This is a genomic window from Citrobacter freundii complex sp. CFNIH9 (genome assembly GCF_002903305.1).
GTDB classification, from domain to species: domain Bacteria; phylum Pseudomonadota; class Gammaproteobacteria; order Enterobacterales; family Enterobacteriaceae; genus Citrobacter; species Citrobacter portucalensis.
In genome coordinates this window covers 971,247-997,750 of record NZ_CP026238.1, presented here as the reverse complement: position 1 = coordinate 997,750, position 26,504 = coordinate 971,247, and the positions used below count along the sequence as shown (strand labels likewise).

The following is a 26,504-nucleotide window of genomic DNA, read 5'->3' as shown; positions in this document are numbered from 1 at the left end:
TCTCAGGAATGGACAATATGGGTGCCCGTTTCGCCGCGCAGTGCGGCAGGCAGGCATTCCGGCGTGGTGATGATCACTCGTTTACCGCCACGCTCCAGAAACGCCAGGCTGGCAACGATCTTGGGTAACATGCTGCCAGGTGGGAAATGACCCTCCTGCATGTAACGGGTCATCGTTGCAACATCCACCGTATCCAGCGCCTGCTGGTTGGGTTTGCCAAAATGAATACAGACCTGCTCGACGCCGGTGGTGATCACCAAAATGTCGGCGCGGATCTCTTGCGCCAGTAGCGCCGTGGAGAGATCTTTATCAATCACTGCGTCCACGCTCTGGTAATCCCCTTGATCACTACGCACCACCGGGATCCCGCCGCCGCCCGCGCCAATAACCACAAAGCCTTGCTGGGTCAGCGTTTTGATCGCCTCCGCCTCGACAATGCGCTTCGGTTGTGGAGAGGCGACTACCCGACGGTAGCCGCGCCCCGAATCCTCAACAAAGCGCCAGCCCGGATTGACCCGCTGCAGTTCATCACGCTGCGCTTCGCTAAAGAACGCCCCAATGGGCTTGGTCGGATTAGCGAAGCCCGGATCGTTTTTGTCGACCTCCACCTGCGTTACTACCGTAACTGCCTTCTGCTCACCGCGCCGCGCCAGACGGTTATTCAGCGCCTGTTGGATCAGGTAACCGATACCGCCCTGCGTATCGGCAACGCAGTTTGCCAGCGGGGTAAGCGGCAGCCCTTCACGCTCGTGCGCGATTTCCGCACGCCGCAGATCCAGCCCTACCTGTGGCCCGTTACCGTGCGTCAGCACAATGTTGTAGTCCGATGCCAGCATCTCCAGCACCGTATCCGCTACCGCTTTCACCGCTTCAGCCTGGTGTTCAATCGACTGGCTGGCGTTATCTTTGATAATGCTGTTGCCGCCAATGGCAACGACCACAAGTTCTTTCATAGTGTTATCTTCCGCTTGCAGGCAATTCAGGTCGTTTTCGTCGGTTCCTGCTCAGGCGCAGTCACCGCTTCACGGCTATCAAGAACATGCTTGAGGACAAACATGCCACTCATCATCAGGTAGGCCACAACAAACATCATCGAGCTGCCTTCCGCAAAGCCAACCGCCGGGGAGTGGATCACGCCAAACAGTGATAACAGTGCGCCAAAGGCTGCGGCAATCGCCCCGCGTAGCGGCTTGTTCATAATGGCGAAGATAGCGACGCAGCCCCATAGCATGCTGGCCAGCGGTGCGCCGCTTCCCAGATGCACCAGTCCGTCGTAATAGACACCTTTGCTGTGCAGCAAGTCACTACCCAGTTTCCCCGCGGATGTTCCGGCTGCACCCATCACGCTGTTGACGATGGTCAATGCCCAGTTGGCGATCCACGGGAACAGACAGATGAAGATAACGGGAACCTCGACTTTGGGCGTTTCTCGCACCACCTGGTTGGCGGTCACCACGCCGATAAACACCAGAATCGGCACTATCGCGGTCATCGGAATAATGGCGAGCATAAACGCGCCCAACCCAAACAGCGGCACCAGGAACATGGTGATGCCTGAAGCGAGGGTATAGCCGATACTGGCGCCCATCGCTTTCCAGCCCGCATGCCCAACATATACGGTCACCGGGAACGGGTTACCCAGCATGCAGCCGAGCATGGAGGCAAAGCCGTTCGCCATCATGACCTTACGGGTGTTGTACTCATCCCCCGCCGCGTGCGCACTTTCAATGTTCTCAAGGTCAAAAATGTAGTTCGCCAGGCCCAGAGGAACTGCAGAAGCCAGATACGGCAGTGCGTGCGGCAAACCTTGCAAGAAGCTGTCGACATGAATTTCCGGCGGGTTGAAGCCAAAGGAAGACATCGACGCTTTAATGGCTTCCGGGCTTTGTAAACCGGAGATCCACGCCAGGGCCGTACCGGCAATCAGCAGCAGCAAACCGGTAGGAATACGGGCAAAAATCGGCTTCTTACCGAACCAGTTAATGAAGATCAGCAACAGGACGATGAAAGAAACCGTCGGCGCTTCGAATGCCTGCAGCATCGGGTTCATCGCCAGCAGCAACAGCCCCAGGCCGGACAGACAAGAAAGCAGTACCGTACGCGGGATCATCTTGCGGATGGTCTCGCCCAGGAAGGAGCCGCCGACCAGGATCAACGCTTCGACAAAGCACCACACCAGGGCTATCTGGATAGCGAAGTTGGCATCTTTGGTTTGCTGATAAACCGGCATCAGCACCAGGAAGGTCACGGTGAAGATTGACGGTGCACTCGGTCCGGACGGCAGCGCCGTTACGTCGTTACGCCCGGTGTGCTTTGCCATCTGCAGGCCAAACCAGGCGTAGCAGACGCTGGCCACCAGCACCGCCAGACCAAAGGCAGGCGCAATACGACCGTAGACAATTTCGGTAGGGATCCCGACGACAAAAATGAGCAGCCCCATCATTGTCAGCAGGTTAGTCAGGTTGTTGGTCATCAGCCCAAAGTAAGCCGCCCAGTCACCACGTTTCCATTCTAGTTTTATGCTGTTCATGGAATATCCTTAACAGGTTAAGCATCATTTGCGATCGCGGAGATCGCCCGGCCCTGCAGGTAAGCAACGTTTTTCGCTTCGCTACTGTGGGGCTAACCGCGTTAGCCCCGGTTATTGTTATTGGCAGTAGCGGTCGCGCCAGTTGAGGATCGCCTTTTCAAAACAGGCGAACGGCGGGTGAACTATTCCGGCGCCGATCATGCCGATCCCCGCGTCTTTGTGCGCAATAGCGGTGTTGATCACCGGCAGAATGCCGGTGCTGCCTACGCGCGTAATATCAATAGCAGTCGGTACGCCCATAAAACCAAGCAGCGGAATGGTGACGTTGGGGTTTTCGCCGAGAGTGATTTCTCGCATCTGGCGAGAGAAATCAACGGCCTCTTCGACCGTACCGCCCACCAGCGCTACGATGGCCGGTGCCGTCGCCATCGCGAAACCGCCAATGCCGTAGGTTTCGGTGATCGCGCTATCGCCGATATCACGTCCGGAATCTTCCGGCTTATAGCCCGCAAACATCGGCCCAATCACCTGCTGCGCCGGACCGGTAAACCACTGGCCCGGTAAGCCACTAATGCGCAGACCGAACTCAACGCCATTGCGCGCCATCGTCGTCACCACGGTGCTGTATTCAATACCGTGTGCAGCGTCCATTGCGGCTTTACACATCGCCATCCAGGTCGGTCCGGAGAAGTAATCACTACTGAGGACGAACTCGAACACCTCACGTTGCTGCTCAACCGGATAGCCGGTCTGAATAATCCACGGCGTCAGCGCCTGAATCAGCAGCGCCGTCCCGGCGTTGTTGCGGTTATGGCACTCATCACCCATGTGCAATGCCTGCGCCAGCATCAGGCGCAGATCGATTTCGCCCGCCAGTTTCATAGCGTCGCGCAGCATCGGTCCCAGCACATCGCGCATCCAGTTCAAACGATCGATAACGCTCTGATCGTTCGCGCCCATGCGCAGGATCTTCGCCATCTGCTCGCTCATATTGGTATATGCGCGGTTGCCATAGGTTTTGTTCTCGACGATGTGCATAAACATCGATGCCGATGTCACGCCCGCCATCGAGCCGACACAGTCATGCTCGTGGCACGGAGAGAAGATGATTTCACCCGAGGCGGCCAGTTCGGCGGCTTCATCCAGATCTTTCGCCAGCCCTTCAAAGACCAGCGCCCCGGTTACCGCCCCCTTCATTGCGCCGCACATTTTTTCCCAGCGGATTGGCGGCCCGGCGTGCAGGATGGTGTTACGGGTCATGCCCGGCACGACGTTGATCGCCTGGTCATAGCCAATCAGCACCGGATGCGACTGGATAATGCGTTCCAGCGCCTGCTGGTTAGCGGCCGCGATTTTGTCTGCCAGCGGTGAATCGGCAATGTCGTCCAGTGCCGCTACCACCTGCATGTTGCCCTGGCCCGGCGGCGTCCAGTCGAGCTGGGTCACCGGTACGTTCTGCTTTTTCAGGTCATCGCTGAACATTGCGATACCAACGTTAATCACGTTCAGCGGCTGGTTAAACAGTGTCTGGCTCATCAGGCTTCCTCCCCTTTACAGATAAATTCACGCGCCAGCAATCCGGTGTTGGTGCTACTGCTCGCCCAGATAACCCCGGCGTCGGTCAGCATCTGACACTGTTTTTCCAGCGACGGCGTATCAAGATCGGTTCCCAGCACATAGCCGAGGATCTCAAGCGGACGACCGTCTGCGGCGGCGATCGCTTTGGCTTCAACGATCGCATCGAGCATCACGCCAACCGGATCTTCATGCGATCCAAATCCAAGGACGAAGTCCATCACGATCACGCCAACTTCAGGATCGCGCGCTTCCTGTAACAGACGACTAATGCGGTTGGTGGGATCGATCATCGGGTGCGGTTTGCCGTTGGTAAAATCGTCATCACCGAAATCGAGGAAGGTATGCGCCACGCTGCGGTTGAGATCTTTCAGGCGGAATGCCGGATCCGGATGAATGTTGCTGTAAACTTCGGCATGTTTTTCCATGGCAGCAAACATCGCCTCATCGCACAACGTGCCGCCACAGAACAAGCCACGGATGTACTTTTGTTGCGGGGTCAGACGGGCGCGAACCTCTTCAATCAGCGGCCAGTTGAGCGGATGCAGATCCAGACTCTCTTTTTTCACGCCGGTCAGCAGTACCGCTTTCAACGCCGCCTCTTTAGTACCGCGGGCAAACTGCAGGCCTTTTTCATCCGCAGGCGCGGCTTCACGTCCGAGGAAACACACCACCACGGGCTTATGACAGGCGCGCGCACGTTCCAGCACCTTGCGCGCCACCGCTGGCGCAGGCGGTTTGGAGATAAGTGCGATGATCTCAGTTTGCGGATCGGCCTCCAGCATGCCAATCGCGTCAAGCATCATCAGGCCACCAATCTTTTCGCTAAGATCGCGTCCACCTGTGCCAATCAACTGGGAAATTCCGCCGCCAAATTCGTGAATGCGTACGCTCAGCTCCTGGCTGCCGGTACCGGAGGCACCAATAATTCCGATGTTGCCGCGACGCACCGCGTTGCCAAAACACAGCGCCGCGCCGTTAATGATGGCGGTTCCGCAATCTGGCCCCATCATCAACAGTCCTTTTTCATGCGCCAGCTGCTTAAGCGCCAGCTCGTCCTCAAGAGAGACGTTGTCAGAGAACAGCATCACATTGAGGTTATTTTGCAGCGCCTGGCGCGCTTCACGCGCGGCAAACAGGCCATTGACCGAGATCACCGCCAGATTGCTCTCAGGAACATGCTTCTTCGCGCTGGCAAGCGTGGCATAGCGCGCTTCATGCTGGCCACCCTGCTCTTTATGCGTAAACAGATCGTCAATCGCCACCAGCGTTTGGTCGTTCGCCGCCTCGCTGGCGCCTTTAATGACAATCATCAGATCGCCACTTTTCGCCTCTTCCAGCTCAGGCGTCAGCAGGCCGAGATTCTTCAGCACGCCCTTATTCATCTCTGTCGCCATAGCCACAAACGCCTGCTCAACGCCATCGAGCTTATTTGCGCGCGTGGAGATAGACATCAGTGAGACAGAATCAAAATACGTGTTCTTTTTAACAACTATCCTGATCGACATAATTCCCTCCGGACCTGTGGCTCAGGGCGCAGGCATCCGCCATGCCATACAGCATGTCGCAGCCAGAACTTGAACCGATATTTTTAATGTCAGTAATATATTGCGTAGAAACGAGTTGTTGCTCAGTAATAAATTGGTTCAGCAGCCGTCCGATGCTTTCCCGATAACGCTGATTAAATGCTTCCTCTAGCGTTATTTTGCTAAGTAGCGTTGTATTATTTCCTGCACGTTGCAATGCCGCTAAAAAATCATCTCTATATTTCCTCAGCGGATGTCCGGGAATAAATAAAATGGTGCTTAAGCCTACTAAATAATCATCCGATGAGGGCGTCAGCCCTATCCCCAAACCAATTAAATGGCTGACCGCCGTAGTAATATTTTCTCCTGTACGCAACGCCGTCAGTAATGTTTGTCGGCGGTTGAGTAATTGACGGGTGATTTCCTGATAAAACGGATTGTCACCCCGGTACAGAAATAATGTGTCGTCGCTTCTTAGCTGTTGGCGGATAACCTCTTCCCAGTGCTGCCAGCCGACTGCGGCAAGGCTTGCTGCATCAGATGTCCACCGTGGTATTCGCCACAGCTGGCAACCGGCGGTTTCTATCCATTTATCATTGCCAACAACTATTCCCGACCCGCTAAAATTGACCCGCTCACCGGGGTGAAACAGGTCTTCACAATGCGTCAGCGCCAACCGACAGCTGTTAGGTGCGTTATCACAATCTTCACTCAGTAACGTCAGCAACCGCTGCTGTTCGGGTATCAACAGGTTTACCGCGTGGGAAAAAACCTGTTCAACCCGTCCCGTTCCCCGGAAAGTGAGAAACGCGCTGTCTGCGGTTAGCGCCCGTACGCATCGCCGTGATGGCGTAGCGATAATGGCGCTCCTGTGTCAGGCTCCGGCCGCAATCAGCAGCTCGGCAATTTCGTGGTACCCTTTCTCTCGCGCCAGTTCCAGCGGGGTTTTACCGTATTTATCCGTCATGTGCGGGTTTGCGCCATGGTCGAGCAGCAGCTTAACGATCTCCTGCTGCTTCGCACCGCCGTCATTTAGCACGATGGCTTCCAGGAGCGGCGTCCAGCCAACAAAATTAGTATGGTTGACATTGATATCGGTACGCAGCAGTAGTTCGCGCACGATCTCGACATGACCTTTTTCGCTGGCAGGTGTAATACCAACGCCGCCAAAACGGCTCAGGCAATTGAGGTCGGGGTCAGCCGGTAATACCGTACGCAACAGCGTTAAATCATTAGTCAGGCAGCTAATCAGGAAGGGGTTAAAACAAGTTTGATCTTGTTTATTAATATCGGCACCCGCAGCAATCAATAAAGAAACACAGTCATAATGTTTATTCAGGCTGGCAATAATAATGGCAGTACGCCCCTGGCGGTTGGTGGCGTTAATATTCACATTTTTTGCCAGACAGGATTTTAATCCATCGGCATTGCCCTGTTCTGCCGCCAGCAGAAATTCAGTAATGAGTTCTTTCTCTGACATAATCGCTCTCCTGCAGTTTTTTAGACTTTTTAAATATCCGATAACCTGAGAATAGCAACAGAGTGCAGAGAATAACATCCGCTTAAATTTCATTCATCGTTAGTGCATCGATTATTGAATCAATTTTAACAATGAGGACAAAACGTGCTGTAGTGCAATCTTTCCCTTATGGCTGGGGCCCTTTTAGCCACTAATCAGTAGTCCGGAAAATCAGGCGGTATGCTGCACGGATAGCGGCCTGCAATTAAAATACAGAAGTGTGATTGCCTTCAAATCAAATGTAAAACTAGTGTTAAATTCTGTTCAAAACTGATTGCTCTGTATAAGGATTACAAATACATTCAACAATCATCGTGTTGCGGATGCGCATTGTCGCCGGAGGGGAGAAAGATGAATTCAATATTTACCGAGGAAAACCTACTGGCATTTACGATGGCTGCCCGCTATAGCAGTTTCAGCAAGGCAGCGGAGGAGCTTGGCTTAACCACATCGGCAATTAGTTACACCATTAAGCGCATGGAAATGGGTCTCGACGTGGTGCTGTTTACCCGCAGTACTCGCAGCATTGAGCTGACCGAGTCCGGACGCTATCTGTTTCGCAAGGCGACCGACCTGCTCAACGATTTCCACGCCATCAAGCGCAGCATTGATACCATCGCTCAGGGAATTGAGGCTCGGGTGCGCATCTGCATTAACCAGCTGTTGTATACCCCTCAACATACGGCGAGGCTGCTGCAGGTACTCAAGAAACAGTTTCCAACCTGCCAGATAACCGTCACTACAGAGGTGTATAACGGCGTCTGGGATTCGATCATCAATAACTTGGCCAATATCGCGATTGGCGCGCCCGATACATTACTGGACGGCGGCGGAATTGATTACACCGAGATCGGCGCGATCCGTTGGTCGTTCGCGATTGCCCCGGATCATCCGCTGGCGTTTATGCCTGAACCCATCTCTGAGAGCCAACTGCGCCTGTACCCGAACATCATGGTGGAAGACACCGCACACACCATCAACAAAAAAGTCGGTTGGCTGTTACACGGTCAAGAGTCGATTCTGGTTCCCGATTTTAATACCAAGTGCCAGTGCCAGATCCTGGGGGAGGGCATCGGTTTTCTGCCAGACTATATGGTGCGCGAGGCGATGGAAAAGTCGTTGCTGGTGACACGGCAGATCCACAACCCACGTCAGGATTCACGAATGCTTTTGGCAACCCAGCATTCGGCAACCGGTCGTGTCACTCAGTGGATTAAAAAAGAGTTTGGCCCACAAGGGATACTGACGGGGATTTATCAGGATTTACTGCATCGGGCGTGATGCACCGGATGGCTGTTATACCTTCCGGTGCATATAAGATAATCAGGCGCGGATATCGTCGTACTCGCGGGTTTTATCAAATTCATGTTTGGCAAACGGGCACAGCGGAATCACTTTGCGGTTTTCAGCGCGCATCTTCTCTACCACTTTCGCCACCAGCAGTTTGCCGACGCCCTGACCTTTCAGACTGGGGTCAACATCGGTATGTTCAATGATACTCAGATGCTCGCCCGTCGGCACAAAGACAATCTCGGCAACCTGATTGCCTTCGGCATCGTTGACATAAAATTTGTTGTGGCCTGCAAGAATTTCCATGCTTCCCTCACTCATTTTTGGCGATATTTCAGAGCACCGCTCGGACAGGTATCGATGACCTTGATGACCGTGGCAACGTCCACTTCATCCGGAATAATCCACGGTTTACGTTTCAGGTTAAACAGCTTCGCGCTTCCCCGCACGCAATTGCCCGAATGCTGACACATCGCCGTGTTGAAGTAGACGTCAATCTTCTCGCCAGTATAGGCCCGGTAACCTGCATCCAGTAGTTCCTTATCCACGACATTGCCTCGCATTTTTTTATTGTCTGGGTCTAATCATAGACCTATGCGAGGCTGAAGGAAGCGGCTGAAAGCAGAAATATCATTCAGGCTTTTTCTGTATCGACGGCTGCGGCTCTGGCGGCAAATACTCCAACATCGCAGGCGTCGGCGGCGGGAGGCGGTTATCGGCAATATCCCTGTCCACATCGATATGACTGATTTCGCCATTCTCATGATGGTGGACCGTCAGCACCCTCGCCTTGTTCAGTTCCGTAACCAGCTCCCGGGTAATACGCAAACTTTCTGCCAGCTCATGGTCTTCAAGCCCGGGTCTGCGACTGCGGCGTTCGACCCGAAAACGAAACTGGTTGTACTTCGCCCAGCCAATCAACACCAGGCCGTTGACCAGGGCGACAAGGATATAAAACGTGACCGTATCCAGCGTGGTGAAAAAGGGTCGCACCCCCATATACGGTGAATGCGCCAGGGCTGTGATCAGCCCTTTATAGATCAAATAGATAAATCCAACCCATGCGATGGCCGTCAACAACACATCGATGATGCGCGGCAGCAAACGCCGCTCCGTGAAGATCAGTGGCTGGTTCATGATTCGATCCTCCCAATACCGCGATCAGGACTCACCCAACGCGCTCTGCCACGTTTGCGTTTGAGCATCACTTTCGGGAATGACACCAGCGTGGTGAACAGGCTTAGCATCCAGTACACCACCGGGAACCAGATAATCCAGAACAATGAAGCGCCAATATTTTTTTCATAGCGTCGTTCAATCATCAGGCTCACCGCAAACTGCAGCAAGCACACCACGCCGAGGATAAGCCCGGTAAAGGCCGGTGGGAACAGATGCTGTACATACAGCGAGTCCGGCATCGGGATCATCAGTCCTAACAGGAACAGCACGATACTGATCGCATAGGCAAATGCCCAGGCGGTAGAAAAACAGAACTCAAGAAACAGCGGCCACATGCGGCGGAACTCCCACGACCACAGACGACGCATGTTAACGATAAACACCTCTGCACCACCCTGCGCCCAGCGCAAACGCTGCTTCCACAGCCCTCTTAAGGTTTCAGGCATCAGGATCCAGCACAGTGCGCGCGGCTCAAAGAATACCGACCAGTGGCGCAATTGCAGCTTCCAGCTGATATCGATATCTTCGGTGATCATGTCCGGGCTCCAGTAACCGACCTCGGCCAGCGCGCGACGACGAAACGCCGCAACCACACCTGAGACACTAAAGATCTGCCCATAGACTCGCTGAGTACGCTTAATCAAGCCGATAATGGAAGTGAACTCACCGACCTGCACACGACCGATTAACGTAGAGCGGGTTCGAATTCGCGGGTTCCCCGTCACCGCACCAACGCGCGGGAACTGGATCAGCGGAGCCACCATATAAGCGACGGCATCGCGTTCCAGTAACGCATCGCCATCAATACACACCAGATAATCGCTGCGCGCCGCGGCCGCACCGGTCTTGAGCGCCAGCGCTTTGCCCTGGTTTTCAGCCAGATGAATCACCCGCAGGCTGGGGTATTCCACTGCCAGTTGTTCCAGCACGTCGTGAGTGTCATCCGTCGAACCATCGTTGATGGCGATCACTTCGATATTCTTATATCGCTGGGCCAGTGCTGCCTCAATGGTTTCACGCGCATTGATCCCTTCGTTAAAACAGGGGATCAGAATGGAAACCAGTGGATTCCCCTGCAATGTCGGTGGTGGAGTGTCATCTCCCCATTTCCAGTGACGTTCACGGTAAAACCAGAAATAGACTCCGCCGCTTATCCATAAGCCAGACATGAATAAAGGCCAGAAGAAGACGAAGTTCAACATCACTTCACCTGTAAAGATGACAGCCACACCAAACGGCAGGCTGAACATCAGGCAAAGTATCAGGAAAGCAATAATGCGATCGGTCATTTTTGCGGATACCAGTATGAGGAGAACGTCGAGCGAATCTCTGACATCTCAGGTTTGTCGCTGATGAAATCATCCGGGTAATAGCCGTAGTTACCTGCACCGCTTAATTTCAGCTGGCGCATCCATTCGGCTATTTGTTTTCCGCTGATTTCAGCCTGATCCCCGGATTTACGCCAGTCTCGTGCCTGCAGTTCAAACACGGTTTTATCCAGCGCCCCAGGGGTTTGTGCAACGGCATTCACCAGTCGGTCAAGCCATGCGTTGGCATCATTGGCCGGGATCTGTTCCATGAATGGCATCGCCATCGGCGCCGTCCAGTCATAGGTATTGAGGAAATCATTCAGGTTTTGTGCAAACCAGGCTTCACTTTCAGGCTCCAGTACCGGCATGGCGTAAATATTGCGCGCAGTTTGCACCTGTGGACCGCGAATATTACGCACCGTCCGGGTCAGTTGTTTGGTGAAGTCAATCAGCATCTTACTTTTCAGGCGAGTCCAGCGCTCGAACGCCTGAGGATTATTACGTATTTGCTCGATACTGCCCGGAAGCCCTGCGGCACGGTAGGCGGCTAACGCCTCCGGTGACGCATCTTCAAAATCCGTCAGGAAAGCATCGTCATGGAACAAAATACCTTTGAAGCTGGCGTGCTTCGCCAGGTCTTCATAGATTTCAGTGATGCGTTTGCGCGCTTCGCTGTCCCAGGGCGAGAGACGAACATAGTTCTCGTGATTGATAGCAGTGCGTCCCGTTTTCGGATCCCATGCGGTTACGCGTGGAATGGACGCGTCGAGATCGAAAGCCAGAACCGGCATCCAGGCATACACCGTCACCCCTGCCCGCGTTTGTAACTGCCAGGAGATATAGTTAAACAGATCGGCACGCATCGGCAGCCAGCGGTTGGGGAAATAGAGTTCGCGAATATTCCCGTCGCCCTGCGGATCGGCGTACGCCTGCAGGAAGACATGAGAAATACGCATGTCATAAACGCGCTGGATCAGCTTATCGATATTTCGCTTCTGCTGAGCAGGGTCTTTGTCATACACGTAATCCAGATCGACATGCATCACGCGCATCGTCTGTGGTTCACGGACCTGAGCGACCTGACTGGCAAAGCGCTTAAGGGATGGGTTATCAGAAATTAGCACGCGCGGAATATCATCGAGAAACGCGGCATTCGCCAACCCTTCATTAAGCGTAAAGGCCATCTTATAGCCATGCTCTTTGGCCAGGTTTAACGTTGTACCGTTGGCTGCGCCGTAAGGCCATACCCACGCGCGCGGCGATTTGCCGGTCACCGCTTTGATCTTGTTAGTGATCAGAGAGATATCCGTGTTTATACGTCGCGTGTACTGTTCGTCCGTTTCGTAAGTGCCGGTTTTCTTATCATACAGGCGGTTCGCCACAGCGGGCTCTTTACTCCCCTGCGGGTTGGCCTCAGCGCCAAAGTGCGAGTTCCAGGTGTGCGCACCGACTTCTACCAACGGCGACTTGCCCATTTCTTCGACCATTTTCCAGGTGGCGAATTTGTCTCGCGCGGTCATTAAGCCGCCAAAATCGACTTTTTTGTTGGCTGGCGCATCAACCCAACTGCCTACAGGCGCCCAGAGCGCAGGCCAGTTATAGGCTTTCAGCAATGGCCAGACGCGGGTATAAAAACTGCTATATCCGTCGTCAAAGGTGAGTAATACCGCTTTTTCCGGCAGTACAATTTTACCGTCATGGGCGTCCAGAATTTGCTGCACGCTGATCGGCTGATAGCCATTATCACGCAGCCAAGCCATTTGGTCGCTCAACGCGCTGGTACGCACAGAGAGGTAGCGCTGGTCGGCTGCACCATCCTCCACATCATGGTAGCCGAGCACCAGAAAGCTATTTTTCGGCCACGGATGATCCGCCGTCAGCGGCGTTCTCTCTGCGGGAGGAACATAGCGAGGCGTTGTATTGTGCGCGCTGCTGCACGCGGTAATCATCAACCAGCCAGCGATTAATGCGCTAAGCCACAGGCATCTTTTCAGCATGAACAATCCTTAAAACCTGACATTTAAATCGAAAGCGAGGGAGATATTCCGCTCACGTTTACCGTCATAGGGGCGTTTATCCCAAATCAGCATCACCCCGCCATCTACGACGTTGTTCCATTTAAGCCGTTGGCCGTATCCCACCTGGACAATAGCACCTGCATCTTCACCTTGCTGCCAGTAGCCACCTACGCCTGCCAGGCCTTGCTGCGTCCAGACGGTATCATAGTGGCGGTAAAGAACCTGCTCCGCGCTCAGGCCAGGGACAACGGAAAAATCACTCTTCGGGTTGTAATACGGCACATTCTCTTTGGTGTTGGTGCTCCCGCCGATACCCGGCGTAAAGTCCAGCGTGAAGCGCGGCGTGGTCCACATGCGCTCTTTTCCGCTGAGTCCATATTCGATGCGATCGTTACCGTCCGAGAAATGTGATGCGGCAAACGACAGTTGATATTCACGTCGTTCGTTTTGATACCAGCGAACAAACATATCGCCGCCGTTGGCATACACGCCACTACGCAGCGCGCGCAACGGGGTATTGCGAGAGAGGCGTTCGGCCGACCCACCAACGCGCCAGTTGTCATTAAAGTCATGCCAGCCGGATAGACGCCCGCCAATCTTCTGACCATCGCCATAATTTCGGCCTGACACTTCCATTTCCGCCCAGTAATCGCGGGAAGTCCATTCTGCACCCGCCGCCAGATCGCGGCTGATGCCCTTCCCTTCCTCAAATTCACCGGTAGCAAAGTTGAATCCGGTAAACAGTCGCCAGTTGTCATTAATTGGCGGACTGTAAATAGCCGTGTTGATGTTGAAGTCATTCTTACCGCTGACCGGGCTATCGGACGAGATCCCCTGCGTACCGCTAATGCGCACTTCCGACATTTTGTGGACATCACGAATACGCGCGAGGCGCAGCGTCGCTTCATCATCCGGGCTACGGGCAATAACGTCATCCGTCAGTTCATCTGCCTGTTTCCACTCCTGAAGATCCAGTGCAACGTAAGCCTGCTGACGTTCCAGCTCCAGGTTGCTTGGCTCAATGACTTCCGCCAGCTTAAGCTCTTTCTCCGCCGCATGCGGCAATCCACGCGCTTCAAGCACAGAGGCATAAGATATGCGCAATCCCTGGTTACCAGAGCCTGTTCGTGCCAGATGCTCTGCGAGCTTTTCTGCCTCTGGCAGTTCATTGGCAGCGATATGATATTGCGTCAGTAGCGACTGTCCGAGCAGCCAGTTATCGTTAGGCTGCGGCGTTGGCGAGCCATAGATACGCCGTAGATACGGACTCTCTTTGATCAAATCATCAACTTGTTTTTTGGCAGCATCGAAGTTTTCATTATCAATGTGCGCGTAGAACAGATCTTGTTGATCCTCAGGACTGAGTGGCGTCACCGGGATAGGTCCATTCGGGTAGTAAATGCTCGCCAGCATCGCTTCGGTTTTTTCCGGCTGACGTTCGCTTAACCATGCTGATGCCACCCAGCGTTTTGCATAGTTTGGTACTTCGCCGCTTGCAGAAAGGGACTCATACTCATCAATCACTTCGGCAGTACGCTTACGCACCAACAAGGCACCCATACGGTCAATTCTCGCCCGACGGACATCATTCTGCGCAGACGGCTCATCTTTCCAGGCCGCCAACAGTTGGTCATAACGGGCCAGCGCTTTATCGGCCACGATAAAACGTTCTTCTTCATTACGTGCGGACGTATAAGAGGAGCGTACCATTTCAGCCGCCGCATCAAGCTCAAGACGGCGCTTCACTGGATCAGCCGTGGGAACGACCTCCGCCATATTTAAAGCGGGTCCGGAAACACGGTTCGCCGAGAGCGCAGATAGCAGCGTGGATTTTGCATTTTTGTTGCCTGGATCAACATCATCCGCCTGGCTGGCAACCAACAGTGCATCCCAGTTTTTCCCCTGAGAATGATACACATAGGCAAGCAGTGCGTCGGAGTCTGCGCCCGGATGCGCCTGCGCCCATTTATTCGCTTCAGTAAGGGCTTGTTGGTTGTAGCGCGCATCTGCCAACGTCATTATCCAGCCGGTGCGTACATCCACGTTATCAGGCTCTTCCTGTAAAACGCTTTCCCACACCGCCAATGAATCATTCCAGTTTTTCTGGTTACGGTACGCACGTGCAGCGGCGACTTTGCCGCGCGCAGGCACATCCATCTGCCCACGATACCGCTGCCAGATTTCAATGGTTGTTTTATCGTTGTTATCGACCCAACCAGAAACTTGCAACCAGTCGGCAACCTGATTTGGCGTTAGGGAAGGTGCGAACAAGTTCCTGATATGAGATCATCATATTCATCCGGAGCGCATCCCAGAGGGACATCATGAGCCATCAACTCACCTTCGCCGATAGTGAATTCAGCACTAAGCGCCGTCAGACCCGAAAAGAGATTTTCCTCTCCCGCATGGAGCAGATTCTGCCATGGCAGAATATGACCGCTGTCATCGAGCCGTTTTATCCCAAGGCGGGCAATGGCCGACGGCCCTATCCGCTGGAGACCATGCTGCGTATTCACTGCATGCAGCATTGGTACAACCTGAGCGACGGTGCCATGGAAGATGCCCTGTACGAAATCGCCTCCATGCGCCTGTTTGCCCGATTATCCCTGGATAGCGCCCTGCCGGATCGCACCACCATCATGAATTTCCGCCACCTGCTCGAGCAGCATCAACTGGCCCGTCAATTGTTCAAGACCATCAATCGCTGGCTGGCCGAAGCAGGCGTCATGATGACCCAAGGCACTTTGGTGGATGCCACCATCATTGAGGCACCCAGCTCTACCAAGAACAAAGAGCAGCAACGCGATCCGGAGATGCATCAGACCAAGAAAGGCAATCAGTGGCACTTTGGCATGAAGGCCCACATTGGTGTCGATGCCAAGAGTGGCCTGACCCACAGCCTAGTCACCACCGCGGCCAACGAGCATGACCTCAATCAGCTGGGTAATCTGCTTCATGGAGAGGAGCAATTTGTCTCAGCCGATGCCGGCTACCAAGGAGCGCCACAGCGCGAGGAGCTGGCCGAGGTGGATGTGGACTGGCTGATCGCCGAGCGTCCCGGCAGGGTAAAAACCTTGAAGCAGCATCCGCGCAAGAACAAAACGGCCATCAACATCGAATACATGAAAGCCAGCATCCGTGCCAGGGTGGAGCACCCGTTTCGCATCATCAAGCGGCAGTTCGGCTTCGTGAAAGCCAGATACAAAGGGCTGCTGAAAAACGATAACCAACTGGCGATGTTATTCACCCTGGCCAACCTGTTTCGGGTGGACCAAATGATACGTCAGTGGGAGAGATCTCAGTAAAAACCGGAAATAACGCCAGAAATGGTGGAAAAAATAGCCTAAATAGGCTGATTCGATGTGTTTGCGGGAAAAAAATCGGCCCAGATCCGCGAAATTTTAATCAGCGAGTCAGCTTGGGAAGAAATGACCTGCTTATTCGCACCTTCCCTGGGCAAAGACGCCAATGGGAGCCGGTCAATGAAAATCGTTAACGCAGAAGAAAAGCACATCCCCGCCATACGCGATATCTATGCACATCATGTTCTTCACGGTACCGGCAGCTTTGAAACCGACCCGCCGGATGCACACGAGATGCTTGCTCGTCTGGAAAAAATCCGCAGCCTCGGGCTACCGTGGGTCGTCGCGCTGCAGGAAGATAAGGTCATGGGGTATTGCTACCTCACCCGCTACCGTGAACGCTATGCCTACCGCTATACCCTTGAGGATTCGATTTATATTGCTCCAACGGCTCAGCGTCAGGGTGTAGGAAAAGCCTTACTGCGTCATGTGATTGGCTGGGCTGAAGCACAGGGTTATCGGCAACTGATTGCCATCGTCGGCGACAGCAATAATCAGGGATCGTTAAAAGTCCATCAGCAAGCCGGATTTACGCAAATCGGCACACTGAAAAACATTGGCTTCAAACATGGGCTATGGCTCGACACGGTATTGCTACAACGTAATCTGGGTGAAGGTAACAGCACGCTACCACCGGATTCCGGTGTCGCTATCTAACGTTTTTAAGGATTAACTACAGGGAGAGAATTTTGGAGCGGGCGAAGGGAATCGAAACTCTGTTTCATTTTTCCATAACGCGACGGTCATAGAATCAACATAGTAACTATTATTGATACTTGATTGCGAGATTTTAGAGGATCAATCTCATGACAATCAAGGGCCAGGAGTATCTTTATCTTTCACCGGACGGTGTTTGGCAGTTTCAAATCTACGTTCCTGCTTACATGCGCCACATGTTCGGCGGGAAGCGCCTCTACCGGAAAAGCACTGGTACAAGAGACATTTACAAGGCTCGACACTTCCGCAATCACATGCTGGTAGAGTGGAACAACCTGAAAGAACAATTCAAGCCAGATACAGAGGACAGGCGCATCCAGCTTGCGATCACTTCCCTGCACTCACAGATCCGCAAGAATAAAAACAAACCCCTGATTGAGGAGCGAGCCAGTTCTATTCCTCACCTGTGCCTATTACGTGACGAATACGCCACTGCTTACCGGGATCGGCGTTCACTGTCCACACTGAGCAAATCGGCGCGAGCCGTGGAGGTTTTTCTCCAGAGTATCGGGAAAGTTGATATCAGTTTGGATCAGATAGGACGGCGGCTGGTTACGGATTTCATCGAAGAACAGCAGAAACGCGACGTAGCAGGGCAGACGCTGCAAAACTGGTTAACGTCACTGGGAAGCCTCTATGAGTTTGCCAAACGTCGCTACGACGCTGTAGCGCCGCTTAATCCGTTTCACGGCATGAACCTCGAAGCACGGCGCACTATTGAGAGCTACCAGCCGTTTGAATGGCATCAACTATCTACCCTGCTCAACGAAGCAGACGAAGAACTACGAGCCGTCATTCTGATCGGTTTGTTCTCTGGTGCAAGGCTGGACGAAATCGCCAGCTTGAAAAAATCAGATGTTGTTATAGTGGAAGGGATACAGACTTTCTTCATTAGCAAATCGAAAACGAAAGCAGGGGTTAGGCACATACCGATCCACGCTTTTCTGATCGGTATGGTGGATTATTATCTGAGTTTGAACACTGGAGATTACCTGTTACCACAGGCTAACAAGATTGAACGCAAAGACGGGAAAAAGGGGCCGTTCTATTCCCAGGCATTCACCCGCTTACGGCGTCGCGTAGTGCCTATGGCTACAGATCGCCAATGCTTTCACAGTTTGAGGGGGCATTTTATCACGTGTCTTGACCGTGCCGGAGTACCCGAACAGCGTATAGGCTACATCACGGGGCACTCTTCCCAAGCCGCAGCCACAGAAGCATTCAAGACATACAGCGCGGGGTGTTCCATGAAAGAATTGTCCGACTATGTGGAAATGGTGGATTATCCAGAGATCATCTTCCCTGAAACGGAAAAAGGGGCGTAAGCCCCTTATTTATAAACAAATTGATTAGATTAATAAGCTATTGTTTATGAATAATACACGCTAATTCTTGCTTTACGAACAAAGCAAGATTAAAACAGTAACAAAAAAGCATCAAAGCCATAACACTAAAACCCCAAAAAAAACCCACCAAATTCAGTAGGTTACACACCTAAATAACAGAAACCATTATTGATTTTTTGTTACAAAGACCACATTATGAATGAACCTATGTAGAAATTTAAGGTGTTTGTTATGGATACTACATTCATTGCTGAACCTATAGTAAGCATTGACGAAAAGTTGTTGGGCGTTGAGCTTCTCACTCGCTTCATTTCCCCAGATGGACGCCCCCTTCATCCTGAGTTCGTAATTTCATCTTGGGATTTAGATAGGAAACGGGTTTTCCTATACGAACAATGCGGAAACATTGCCAGTATGCAAATGTGGTTCGAACGAAAGAATCTATTTTGTACACTGAACATTGATCAGCAAATGGCTTTTCTGATACGTCATGACTACATACTTAGACAAACTTTCGAATCGATGCCATTCATCAAACTTGAGCTTTCTGAGAATTTCCTAGGTTTAGATAAAGGATTAAAAACCCCCTTGTTAAAGTCGCTGAGCCAGGGTGTGAATGGGCTGTGGCTCGATGACCTTGGGGCAGGTAATTCGAATGTAGTTAGTTTGTTAGAAGGTTACTTTGAAGTAGTAAAAATAGATCGCATTTTCTTTAATGAGCAGGTGAAAAAACCAACCTTCTACGAATTAATTGTATTAATTAAAAAATACTGCGACAAAATTATTATTGAAGGCATTGAGGATAGAAAAAGTATGGAAATCTTGCGTGAAGTAGGCATTTGGGGGTTACAGGGTTATCTTTTTAAATCCATCCCATTTGAGAACGTAGATTCCTTGGTATAGCTTGAATCATCTTCCTTGTAAAAGGGCAAAATGCCCTTGTTTATTTCTTAAATTCCGTAGTAACCGTATCACCTTCGCTTTTCTTAGGTGCATTGTTTACTACCTTCTGTTTTACCGTACCACCAATAGATTTATTCCCCTGCGTCTTAGTTGCAATTACATTAACTGTAGCAGTGCTAACAAGCCTGACTTGTTCAAATTCAAGATCGAATTGCATAGCAAATTCAGATTTATAATCGTAACTGATGCCAGAGAGAATGACATTCTCATACACTTTGTGCTCTGTCACTAATGTAATAGGTTGACGACTATCAAAGATTTTATCAAGATACTGGATAGCCTGAGAAATACGAGTACCATTAACGCCAGCACTGTATAATAAATCTTTCTCAAGCCTTACCGGAGTTTCGGTAATAACCCCCGATAGCTTGAATGTATTATTCTTAATCTGAACGTGATCACTCACTTCTGCGCCGCTCTCAACGGGATAGCTTGTCACTTCTGCCTGGCGTTTGATTCCAATACTCGGAACAGCATCAAACACAATTGCCTGATAGTTCTGAATGTAGCTATCAGAAGCTGGATTATAAACAGAAGCAAGAATAGTGAATCCGTTTTCACCTTTATTACGGGTAGCGCTGCTGTTATTACTGTTCTGAGTTGAATTGATTCGGGAAGAATCTCCCCCGATTGTTAAACTTCCTGGTGTTGCCATTTTATTTCGTTCCTTACGAAGAGGGGCAATTAGCCCCCCGTCCCTTGTCCAGATGAAACAGCCAGCACCATACGCTGATTGTTCTGATTAATACGCTGATCTACGCTCGCATTTAGCATGTTTCCGAATGTCGGATCAGGGGCAATAGTGAGAGAGATCATTCCTTCCGGTAGATTATTTTGTAATACCACAGGTTGAACCACTGTATTATTAGCTTGCGGTGTCGCTGTAGTCGCTGCGGATTGTTTCAACATCGAAACAGGAGAATAATCACCGTTAGCGCTCTGTGCGTAGCTGCTCACGTCTTTATTATTGGATGTGCCATTCCACCATTCACGCATTGTGTCGAATACATTAGGCTCATGACCGTCTGCTTTAGGCTGGCTGGCTCCGTAGGCGTTAGCCACAGGGTTACTTCCAGGCTGTACAGGTGCTGACGTTGTGCCGTAATGCTGGCTCACCGCCTCTTTAGTGGTGTTGTCACCGTTCAGGAGATTTAGCTTACCAGTGATCCAGTTGGTCATCTTCATTAAGCCATCTACAACATCACCCGCCGCCTTGCCTAAGCCTTTGAAGAAGGGTAACGCTTCCTGCATCGCTTCCTTAAACTCTTTAACCGTCGCAGGGTCGAGAGACTCCATGAAACCTTCGAAGAATGCCAACTTCTGGCTATCGTTGAGAATGTCCATTTCCTGATTGAATTTGCGGTAGGCCACAAGCTGATCTTGCTGTTCCTGGTTCAACCATTGCCCGTTACGCTTGAGCACGTCCACCTGATCAGTGAGTGCCTTACCACCATTCATAAACGCTTTATGGTATAGGCCCAGGTCATCACCTAACTGTTCCAACGATGCGAGGATTTGCTCTGGTGATTTGCCCTGCTTCTCTAACGTATTGGTATAGGCAGAGACGAAGCCCATCGGGTTCTTTTGGTAGGACTGCAAATCTTTCAAAGTGAATCCGGCAGTGTTCACCGCTGACAGAATCCCCTGATCGCCACCTTTCCACTGTCCCGACTTCTTATCGTATTTAGCCTCATTGAGAGTTTGACCGATGCGGTCCTGGATGTCTTTGTAGTTGTCCAATAGCTTACGCTGGCCTTGAATACCCATTCCCGAATCAATGCCGTTAGCGGTAGCGTATTGGCTTTGGGCTTGTAGCGCGTTGTAATCTACATTTCCTAATCTGGCACGCTGTACAATCTCGCTACGCTCTTCCTGGGCTGTAACAGCCTCTTTACCCCATGAATAAGCACCATACGCAGCCGCACCGATACTAGCGCCAGCAAGCGCACCAGTGCCTAAGCCCATGAGAGAGCCAGAGATTGCCCCTGTCGCCTTACCACCGCCACCAAGAGCGTTAGCCCCTCCCGCCTTTGCTGCTGCCCTACGCTCTGCGTTGATACGTCTGTAATTCTGCTGTAAGCGCTTAATCTCGCTGTTTTGGCGTTGTAGGCTGATCGTTCCATCAGCATAACTACGGGTAATTTTGCTGGCCTGTAATGCCGCCTGGGCTAATTCTACGTTGGTAAGGTGTTGCATTGATTTAAAGCTGCTGGCTGTATCCAGGAGTTTTAGCTCTGCACGTTCACGGCGCTGTGCATTTCTCGCGGCCTCTTTCGCTGCCTGAGCCTCCACACGGGCTTGCGCCTTAGCTGCTCTTGCCTTTTCTCTTTCATCGTTATTACGTGGCTTAGAGACTTTCTTATTTAGCTTATCTAATTCTCTTTCAGCAGACTTTAGCCCCTGGCTGAATCTCTTCATGTTTATTGTGGGATCTTTAATACCTTTTGCTTTCTGCTGAATCTGGTCAAAAGCATCAAGGGCTGTCTTCATTGAATTACGGTCAACACTGAATGTCACCGTATTTTTTAATACGCTTGTATTAATTTCAAGCATGATTATTCACCGCCTTTCTGATCTAAGAAATGGTGAATCGCTTGCTCTACAGTTTCACCACGAAAAATACGTTGTCTCACGCCGTTATAGTCAACATCTAATAATCTGCACATTGCAGCAACATTTAATAGCCCTTCGGCATCAGAGGCCGATAATTGAACATGCAGCCCTTTGTTAGATTTTAAAATTAATTGCATACTCTTTCCTCACGTTGGAAATAAAAAAGGGCGGGAACACTGGGGAGATTTGCGCTCTCATAGTTCCCAACGTTCACACGCCCTATTCAAAAGTTCTTCTTTATTTAAGACGGGAAGAACTACCGTCTACGCTCATTATTCTGAAACAGTACCGAAAATGATCGCTTGTGGAACATTAACAATCGGCAGATAGCTACACTCTGTAGCCACTTCTGGGAAGCCCCAACGCTGATCAACAATTACATACTGGTGATACAGATCCGCGCCTTTGCCTTGTGTCGCATGGCGAACGCCCACACCGCTATGCAGGACGTAGGCATTTGACTCAGGTTTCATGGTTGGCAAACTAACGAAGCCATCAACCCCGATTTTGTCGGTGATCAGTGAGTAGCCCGTCACATCGATCACAGTTACACCGTTCAGCGTCCAGGTTTCGAAAGCAGGGTTAGCGCCTTTAGTGCGGGTGTAGAAGTTATCACCGGACTCCAGAGGCAGTGTATACACCATGAAGTCTTTCACGGACGGGTGATAGTGTAGCGCTACGGCTGCTTTGCCGGATGCCAGGATCACCGCCCCTTGTTTAGCCTGTGCCAGCCCTGATCCAAGTTTCACATTCTGAATGCGTCCGATCTCACTTAGTTGCTGGAATACGTTAGCGTCTGCGCTAATGTCCATCGTGTATGTGGTTTTAGCTTCGCCAGCAAGGAAATCTAAATTGCCCTGTCCGGCGTATTGTGACTCCACACGAAGCCCTAACAGCGCCTCTACAAGGTCAACCTCTACCGTGTTACTCACCTGTGCATACTGTGCGTCGCTGAAATCAGAAATAGCGAGGGTAATTTGATCCGCAGTGTCTACCACGCCTCTTGCTTTAAACTGCTCCAGATCACGGCTTGAAACACTATTCAGAGAATTTGTGTATTTAAGCTGGTAAAGAGAATTGGTAAATTCTGGACGTTCTGCACTATTCCAATCGCTTTGTGCATAAGGCATCTTTTCAGGTGCAACAAGATTTTTCACATCAGTGATTTTCTCAAGTGCAATAGAGTTAACGTCGTGATTCTCAATTTTAAATAACCCAAGATTAGTTACAATCTGGTTTAGTTGAGTAGAGAATGTAAACGGGCTGGCAAAGTCATACATGTTGCCAGAAAATAAATCTGAATAAGCCATTCTTATTATTATCCTTGGGAAGGTGCGAACAAGTTCCTGATATGAGATCATCATATTCATCCGGAGCGCATCCCAGAGGGACATCATGAGCCATCAACTCACCTTCGCCGATAGTGAATTCAGCACTAAGCGCCGTCAGACCCGAAAAGAGATTTTCCTCTCCCGCATGGAGCAGATTCTGCCATGGCAGAATATGACCGCTGTCATCGAGCCGTTTTATCCCAAGGCGGGCAATGGCCGACGGCCCTATCCGCTGGAGACCATGCTGCGTATTCACTGCATGCAGCATTGGTACAACCTGAGCGACGGTGCCATGGAAGATGCCCTGTACGAAATCGCCTCCATGCGCCTGTTTGCCCGATTATCCCTGGATAGCGCCCTGCCGGATCGCACCACCATCATGAATTTCCGCCACCTGCTCGAGCAGCATCAACTGGCCCGTCAATTGTTCAAGACCATCAATCGCTGGCTGGCCGAAGCAGGCGTCATGATGACCCAAGGCACTTTGGTGGATGCCACCATCATTGAGGCACCCAGCTCTACCAAGAACAAAGAGCAGCAACGCGATCCGGAGATGCATCAGACCAAGAAAGGCAATCAGTGGCACTTTGGCATGAAGGCCCACATTGGTGTCGATGCCAAGAGTGGCCTGACCCACAGCCTAGTCACCACCGCGGCCAACGAGCATGACCTCAATCAGCTGGGTAATCTGCTTCATGGAGAGGAGCAATTTGTCTCAGCCGATGCCGGCTACCAAGGAGCGCCACAGCGCGAGGAGCTGGCCGAGGTGGATGTGGACTGGCTGATCGCCGAGCGTCCCGGCAGGGTAAAAACCTTGAAGCAGCATCCGCGCAAGAACAAAACGGCCATCAACATCGAATACATGAAAGCCAGCATCCGTGCCAGGGTGGAGCACCCGTTTCGCATCATCAAGCGGCAGTTCGGCTTCGTGAAAGCCAGATACAAAGGGCTGCTGAAAAACGATAACCAACTGGCGATGTTATTCACCCTGGCCAACCTGTTTCGGGTGGACCAAATGATACGTCAGTGGGAGAGATCTCAGTAAAAACCGGAAATAACGCCAGAAATGGTGGAAAAAATAGCCTAAATAGGCTGATTCGATGTGTTTGCGGGAAAAAAATCGGCCCAGATCCGCGAAATTTTAATCAGCGAGTCAGCTTGGGAAGAAATGACCTGCTTATTCGCACCTTCCCTTGATTAGGTTGTGCGTAGGGCTACGGTAGAGTAGTCAGTGAAAGTAAAGCCAAGAGTTACTAATTGCGCTTGAGCCAGAGATTTATCCAGGCTTCCAAATTCAACGCCAACCAGGGCTAAAATAGTATGCTCTGGAGAAGCTACAATAAACGCTTTATCGCCAGCGGTTGCAGGTTCTACGACAACATACGCAATGTCACCAGGGGTGGCAGCTTTCGCGCCTGTATCGTTCACGAGGTCGCCAACAATGAGATCGGCAGGAATACCGGATTCCACACGGATTAGCTTATCCTGCATAATTGCATCAGAAGCATGGGCGATAATTTTATAACGGGCGTGGCTGTTATTCCCGTTCAGAGTTTGAAATGTTCCAAATTGCATTGGTTATTTTCCTTTTGCTATTAGTTTTAATCGTGCCTCAAGCCCTGATGGTGGGTGAGGGGTATTTGATTTTGTGATCGTGGCTGTAGGCCAGAATTTCTCTGTAGCCTCTCGAATAGTCTCAACGTCCACATTGAGAAAATCAGCCGCTTGCTTAATCATCTTTTCAGAGAGAATAAGGGAAGTGCCTTTGTGAGTGATCACACGGTCATAATTCATGAGAAGCATTACCGTTTCCTTTGTTGTATTAACTATTTCGTTACGCATAAAGCGCAGAAGATTAAAAAGGGGCATTTAGCCCCTGGAGAGAATGCCCTTGCTAGAAAGCATTATTAACGTCATTTTTTCAGGAGAAATGAAGTTAAGAATACAATCTAATAAAAAGACCCCCGTTTTAGTATCTTAGGAGATTTAAAAAGATCGGGGGTACTTTGCATCTGTTAAACGTGAAGCCCTTCACGCTGGCAATAACAGATCTTAATTCATTATCTATTAGCTGACACTTTCGGGAGTGTATTAATAGAAGATTTGCCAGCCTTAACGTAATTTCCTGAACCTCTCACAATTCAAGGTAGTTAAGTCTGACTACATTCATCCTAACGGAATGAATGAGGGATAAAGAGCGAATGCTCTTTTTGAAAAGGTCGGAGATGCGCGGGTGATTGCATGTAATGCCAACACAACGAGACATTACATCCCGCGCATTCCTTCGGAACTAAACAAAAAAGAAGAAGAAAGAACCAACACTTTCAAAAAAAGCATTCAAAAGAGAGTGCCGCTATGGGAAACGGCATTCAGGAGGGGAAGTGATTCGAATACTATCCCTACTTCTTATTCTATAACATTTCTGTTAATTTGTCAATACCCAGATCGCCATTTTATTCACTTTAACTACATTTTTATTCAAATTCACTTACAGCAAATTTCTCGGCAATGTCTATTGCCAGCTCCGCAAGTTCGGCGGTGATGTATTGTAGGGAGCAAGCAAGCTCCTCAAGGTCATTAGCTACACGCCACGCCTGATCAGCGGTAATGGTGCTACCGTCACGTTCCACTAAACGAGCTACAGAGGCTTGAAGATGCTCAAGGGCTGTAATGGTTTGCTCTGTATGTCTGACAGCGTTCAGGAGGCTCTCAGGCGTTGCTGTAATGTATGTTTTATTCACTTCCTGTAGTAGCGGGAGATGATAGTTATCTTCGAAACTAAGGATTAGAGATTGAATTGTGTCGTTAGTCATTATAATTTTCCTTATCGTCATTAAATAAAAAGTCCAAATCGGCAGTGTGACCACTCAGGCCGTTAGTTTGTGAATACCCGACATAATCGGCGTAATGCTCAAATCCGATAATTTGCCAGGGTTTAAGCTGGCTACTGTCAATGATGTATTCACGGCGGCGGCGTGGTTTGTAATAAATGTTGTCCGTTGACGAAAGAACATCCTGCAATAGTTCAAACTCTGATCCGGTTGGAACCGTTGGAGGGTGTTCTATAATCGTAGTTACCATCTCGCCAGAAATAGATTCTCTTGAATAATCTTTTAGCTTATGGCTGTATTTACGTTTACTGGCGCGTGTCGCTTGTTCTATCCGTTTAATCGGGTTTCGTTTTTTTCGTCCCATTCATTCCTCTTAGAGGGAAACTTCCGTGTT

At 50.9% G+C, this 26,504-nt stretch carries 26 protein-coding genes and 1 pseudogene; 7 read left to right on the top strand and 20 right to left on the bottom strand.

Annotation, left to right across the window (positions count from 1 at the left end):
* Positions 1-2: 2 nt before the first annotated feature.
* The 6 genes from C2U43_RS05105 to C2U43_RS05080 all read right to left on the bottom strand — a co-directional run bounded on the left by C2U43_RS05105 (position 3) and on the right by C2U43_RS05080 (position 7,111).
* Positions 3-953, bottom strand: a complete 951-nt coding sequence (locus C2U43_RS05105; RefSeq protein WP_103284757.1) for a carbamate kinase family protein — start codon at positions 951-953, stop codon at positions 3-5.
* Positions 954-979: 26 nt separating this feature from the next.
* Positions 980-2,530, bottom strand: a complete 1,551-nt coding sequence (locus C2U43_RS05100) for a hypothetical protein (RefSeq protein WP_003825560.1) — start codon at positions 2,528-2,530, stop codon at positions 980-982.
* Positions 2,531-2,647: 117 nt separating this feature from the next.
* On the bottom strand, positions 2,648-4,066 hold the full coding sequence (locus tag C2U43_RS05095; RefSeq protein ID WP_008785728.1) for a DUF1116 domain-containing protein: 1,419 nt from the start codon (positions 4,064-4,066) through the stop codon (positions 2,648-2,650).
* A complete protein-coding gene (gene fdrA, locus C2U43_RS05090; protein WP_060683284.1) occupies positions 4,066-5,613 on the bottom strand; it encodes an acyl-CoA synthetase FdrA in 1,548 nt (515 codons plus the stop codon). Before fdrA ends, C2U43_RS05095 begins: the two co-directional genes overlap by 1 nt.
* A complete protein-coding gene (locus C2U43_RS05085) occupies positions 5,591-6,379 on the bottom strand; it encodes a DUF2877 domain-containing protein (protein ID WP_008785730.1) in 789 nt (262 codons plus the stop codon). Before C2U43_RS05085 ends, fdrA begins: the two co-directional genes overlap by 23 nt.
* A 126-nt stretch (positions 6,380-6,505) precedes the next feature.
* Positions 6,506-7,111: an ankyrin repeat domain-containing protein gene (locus C2U43_RS05080; protein ID WP_103284756.1), complete on the bottom strand. Its 606-nt coding sequence runs from the start codon at positions 7,109-7,111 to the stop codon at positions 6,506-6,508.
* Positions 7,112-7,501: 390 nt separating this feature from the next.
* Here C2U43_RS05080 and C2U43_RS05075 point away from each other — a divergent pair, with 390 nt between their 5' ends.
* On the top strand, positions 7,502-8,431 hold the full coding sequence (locus C2U43_RS05075) for a LysR substrate-binding domain-containing protein (protein ID WP_003825551.1): 930 nt from the start codon (positions 7,502-7,504) through the stop codon (positions 8,429-8,431).
* Between the two features lie 42 nt (positions 8,432-8,473).
* Here C2U43_RS05075 and C2U43_RS05070 read toward each other — a convergent pair whose 3' ends face one another.
* From C2U43_RS05070 to pgaA, 6 genes and pseudogenes are all read right to left on the bottom strand, one after another.
* Positions 8,474-8,746, bottom strand: coding sequence for a GNAT family N-acetyltransferase (locus tag C2U43_RS05070; RefSeq protein ID WP_016157396.1), 273 nt, complete (start codon positions 8,744-8,746; stop codon positions 8,474-8,476).
* A gap of 11 nt (positions 8,747-8,757) precedes the next feature.
* A complete protein-coding gene (gene yjdI / locus C2U43_RS05065; protein ID WP_003825544.1) occupies positions 8,758-8,988 on the bottom strand; it encodes a 4Fe-4S mono-cluster protein YjdI in 231 nt (76 codons plus the stop codon).
* Between the two features lie 82 nt (positions 8,989-9,070).
* Positions 9,071-9,577: a poly-beta-1,6-N-acetyl-D-glucosamine biosynthesis protein PgaD gene (gene pgaD, locus C2U43_RS05060; RefSeq protein ID WP_003825542.1), complete on the bottom strand. Its 507-nt coding sequence runs from the start codon at positions 9,575-9,577 to the stop codon at positions 9,071-9,073.
* Positions 9,574-10,908, bottom strand: coding sequence for a poly-beta-1,6-N-acetyl-D-glucosamine synthase (gene pgaC / locus C2U43_RS05055; RefSeq protein ID WP_048236716.1), 1,335 nt, complete (start codon positions 10,906-10,908; stop codon positions 9,574-9,576). The genes pgaD and pgaC overlap by 4 nt, the downstream gene beginning before the upstream one ends.
* Positions 10,905-12,926: a poly-beta-1,6-N-acetyl-D-glucosamine N-deacetylase PgaB gene (pgaB, locus tag C2U43_RS05050; RefSeq protein WP_048215612.1), complete on the bottom strand. Its 2,022-nt coding sequence runs from the start codon at positions 12,924-12,926 to the stop codon at positions 10,905-10,907. Before pgaB ends, pgaC begins: the two co-directional genes overlap by 4 nt.
* 9 nt (positions 12,927-12,935) lie before the next feature.
* A pseudogene (gene pgaA, locus C2U43_RS05045) lies at positions 12,936-15,206 on the bottom strand (poly-beta-1,6 N-acetyl-D-glucosamine export porin PgaA); the annotation flags it as partial.
* Positions 15,207-15,271: 65 nt separating this feature from the next.
* On the opposite strand from pgaA, the gene C2U43_RS05040 reads away from it, so the two are divergent.
* The 5 genes from C2U43_RS05040 (at position 15,272) to C2U43_RS05020 (ending at position 19,275) form a co-directional block, all read left to right on the top strand.
* Positions 15,272-16,252, top strand: a complete 981-nt coding sequence (locus C2U43_RS05040) for an IS5-like element ISKpn26 family transposase (protein WP_000019450.1) — start codon at positions 15,272-15,274, stop codon at positions 16,250-16,252.
* Entirely contained in the window at positions 16,234-16,443 is a 210-nt protein-coding gene (locus tag C2U43_RS30015) for a hypothetical protein (RefSeq protein WP_327004075.1), read from the top strand. The genes C2U43_RS05040 and C2U43_RS30015 overlap by 19 nt, the downstream gene beginning before the upstream one ends.
* Positions 16,430-16,966, top strand: a complete 537-nt coding sequence (locus C2U43_RS05030; protein ID WP_103285968.1) for a GNAT family N-acetyltransferase — start codon at positions 16,430-16,432, stop codon at positions 16,964-16,966. Before C2U43_RS30015 ends, C2U43_RS05030 begins: the two co-directional genes overlap by 14 nt.
* A gap of 149 nt (positions 16,967-17,115) precedes the next feature.
* Positions 17,116-18,351, top strand: a complete 1,236-nt coding sequence (locus tag C2U43_RS05025) for a tyrosine-type recombinase/integrase (protein WP_103284755.1) — start codon at positions 17,116-17,118, stop codon at positions 18,349-18,351.
* 252 nt (positions 18,352-18,603) lie between these two features.
* Positions 18,604-19,275, top strand: coding sequence for an EAL domain-containing protein (locus tag C2U43_RS05020; protein ID WP_103284754.1), 672 nt, complete (start codon positions 18,604-18,606; stop codon positions 19,273-19,275).
* A gap of 40 nt (positions 19,276-19,315) precedes the next feature.
* On the opposite strand, the gene C2U43_RS05015 is transcribed toward C2U43_RS05020, so the two are convergent.
* The 4 genes from C2U43_RS05015 to C2U43_RS05000 all read right to left on the bottom strand — a co-directional run bounded on the left by C2U43_RS05015 (position 19,316) and on the right by C2U43_RS05000 (position 23,258).
* Positions 19,316-19,990, bottom strand: coding sequence for a phage baseplate protein (locus C2U43_RS05015; protein WP_103284753.1), 675 nt, complete (start codon positions 19,988-19,990; stop codon positions 19,316-19,318).
* Between the two features lie 29 nt (positions 19,991-20,019).
* Positions 20,020-21,888, bottom strand: a complete 1,869-nt coding sequence (locus C2U43_RS05010; RefSeq protein WP_103284752.1) for a hypothetical protein — start codon at positions 21,886-21,888, stop codon at positions 20,020-20,022.
* 2 nt (positions 21,889-21,890) lie between these two features.
* The gene (locus tag C2U43_RS05005; RefSeq protein ID WP_049120149.1) at positions 21,891-22,085 is read right to left on the bottom strand and encodes a hypothetical protein; all 195 of its coding nucleotides are present in this window, start codon (positions 22,083-22,085) and stop codon (positions 21,891-21,893) included.
* Positions 22,086-22,220: 135 nt separating this feature from the next.
* Entirely contained in the window at positions 22,221-23,258 is a 1,038-nt protein-coding gene (locus C2U43_RS05000) for a major capsid protein E (RefSeq protein ID WP_103285967.1), read from the bottom strand.
* 85 nt (positions 23,259-23,343) lie between these two features.
* Here C2U43_RS05000 and C2U43_RS04995 point away from each other — a divergent pair, with 85 nt between their 5' ends.
* Positions 23,344-24,324, top strand: a complete 981-nt coding sequence (locus C2U43_RS04995; protein ID WP_000019450.1) for an IS5-like element ISKpn26 family transposase — start codon at positions 23,344-23,346, stop codon at positions 24,322-24,324.
* A gap of 152 nt (positions 24,325-24,476) precedes the next feature.
* Here the strand turns inward: C2U43_RS04995 and C2U43_RS04985 are convergent, their stop codons facing one another.
* The 4 genes from C2U43_RS04985 to C2U43_RS04970 all read right to left on the bottom strand — a co-directional run bounded on the left by C2U43_RS04985 (position 24,477) and on the right by C2U43_RS04970 (position 26,474).
* A complete protein-coding gene (locus C2U43_RS04985; RefSeq protein ID WP_071667357.1) occupies positions 24,477-24,854 on the bottom strand; it encodes a hypothetical protein in 378 nt (125 codons plus the stop codon).
* Between the two features lie 3 nt (positions 24,855-24,857).
* Entirely contained in the window at positions 24,858-25,148 is a 291-nt protein-coding gene (locus C2U43_RS04980) for a hypothetical protein (protein WP_103284751.1), read from the bottom strand.
* Between the two features lie 605 nt (positions 25,149-25,753).
* Complete coding sequence (locus tag C2U43_RS04975; RefSeq protein ID WP_103284750.1) at positions 25,754-26,092, bottom strand: hypothetical protein; 339 nt, start codon at positions 26,090-26,092, stop codon at positions 25,754-25,756.
* Positions 26,085-26,474, bottom strand: a complete 390-nt coding sequence (locus C2U43_RS04970; RefSeq protein ID WP_103284749.1) for a hypothetical protein — start codon at positions 26,472-26,474, stop codon at positions 26,085-26,087. Before C2U43_RS04970 ends, C2U43_RS04975 begins: the two co-directional genes overlap by 8 nt.
* Between the last annotated feature and the right edge of the window lie 30 nt (positions 26,475-26,504).

What these genes read in the sequence shown, in the direction of transcription:
- fdrA (WP_060683284.1), bottom strand. Translation starts at nt 5,613, where the DNA reads ATGTCGATCAGGATAGTTGTTAAAAAGAACACGTATTTTGATTCTGTC.
- C2U43_RS05095 (WP_008785728.1), bottom strand. Translation starts at nt 4,066, where the DNA reads ATGAGCCAGACACTGTTTAACCAGCCGCTGAACGTGATTAACGTTGGT.
- C2U43_RS04975 (WP_103284750.1), bottom strand. Translation starts at nt 26,092, where the DNA reads ATGACTAACGACACAATTCAATCTCTAATCCTTAGTTTCGAAGATAAC.
- C2U43_RS05080 (WP_103284756.1), bottom strand. Translation starts at nt 7,111, where the DNA reads ATGTCAGAGAAAGAACTCATTACTGAATTTCTGCTGGCGGCAGAACAG.
- pgaD (WP_003825542.1), bottom strand. Translation starts at nt 9,577, where the DNA reads ATGAACCAGCCACTGATCTTCACGGAGCGGCGTTTGCTGCCGCGCATC.
- C2U43_RS05020 (WP_103284754.1), top strand. Translation starts at nt 18,604, where the DNA reads ATGGATACTACATTCATTGCTGAACCTATAGTAAGCATTGACGAAAAG.
- C2U43_RS04980 (WP_103284751.1), bottom strand. Translation starts at nt 25,148, where the DNA reads ATGCCCCTTTTTAATCTTCTGCGCTTTATGCGTAACGAAATAGTTAAT.
- C2U43_RS04985 (WP_071667357.1), bottom strand. Translation starts at nt 24,854, where the DNA reads ATGCAATTTGGAACATTTCAAACTCTGAACGGGAATAACAGCCACGCC.
- C2U43_RS05100 (WP_003825560.1), bottom strand. Translation starts at nt 2,530, where the DNA reads ATGAACAGCATAAAACTAGAATGGAAACGTGGTGACTGGGCGGCTTAC.
- C2U43_RS05070 (WP_016157396.1), bottom strand. Translation starts at nt 8,746, where the DNA reads ATGGAAATTCTTGCAGGCCACAACAAATTTTATGTCAACGATGCCGAA.
- C2U43_RS05025 (WP_103284755.1), top strand. Translation starts at nt 17,116, where the DNA reads ATGACAATCAAGGGCCAGGAGTATCTTTATCTTTCACCGGACGGTGTT.
- C2U43_RS05075 (WP_003825551.1), top strand. Translation starts at nt 7,502, where the DNA reads ATGAATTCAATATTTACCGAGGAAAACCTACTGGCATTTACGATGGCT.
- pgaB (WP_048215612.1), bottom strand. Translation starts at nt 12,926, where the DNA reads ATGCTGAAAAGATGCCTGTGGCTTAGCGCATTAATCGCTGGCTGGTTG.
- C2U43_RS05040 (WP_000019450.1), top strand. Translation starts at nt 15,272, where the DNA reads ATGAGCCATCAACTCACCTTCGCCGATAGTGAATTCAGCACTAAGCGC.
- pgaC (WP_048236716.1), bottom strand. Translation starts at nt 10,908, where the DNA reads ATGACCGATCGCATTATTGCTTTCCTGATACTTTGCCTGATGTTCAGC.
- C2U43_RS05105 (WP_103284757.1), bottom strand. Translation starts at nt 953, where the DNA reads ATGAAAGAACTTGTGGTCGTTGCCATTGGCGGCAACAGCATTATCAAA.
- C2U43_RS05010 (WP_103284752.1), bottom strand. Translation starts at nt 21,888, where the DNA reads ATGCTTGAAATTAATACAAGCGTATTAAAAAATACGGTGACATTCAGT.
- C2U43_RS05005 (WP_049120149.1), bottom strand. Translation starts at nt 22,085, where the DNA reads ATGCAATTAATTTTAAAATCTAACAAAGGGCTGCATGTTCAATTATCG.
- C2U43_RS05015 (WP_103284753.1), bottom strand. Translation starts at nt 19,990, where the DNA reads ATGGCAACACCAGGAAGTTTAACAATCGGGGGAGATTCTTCCCGAATC.
- C2U43_RS04970 (WP_103284749.1), bottom strand. Translation starts at nt 26,474, where the DNA reads ATGGGACGAAAAAAACGAAACCCGATTAAACGGATAGAACAAGCGACA.
- C2U43_RS05030 (WP_103285968.1), top strand. Translation starts at nt 16,430, where the DNA reads ATGAAAATCGTTAACGCAGAAGAAAAGCACATCCCCGCCATACGCGAT.
- C2U43_RS05000 (WP_103285967.1), bottom strand. Translation starts at nt 23,258, where the DNA reads ATGGCTTATTCAGATTTATTTTCTGGCAACATGTATGACTTTGCCAGC.
- C2U43_RS04995 (WP_000019450.1), top strand. Translation starts at nt 23,344, where the DNA reads ATGAGCCATCAACTCACCTTCGCCGATAGTGAATTCAGCACTAAGCGC.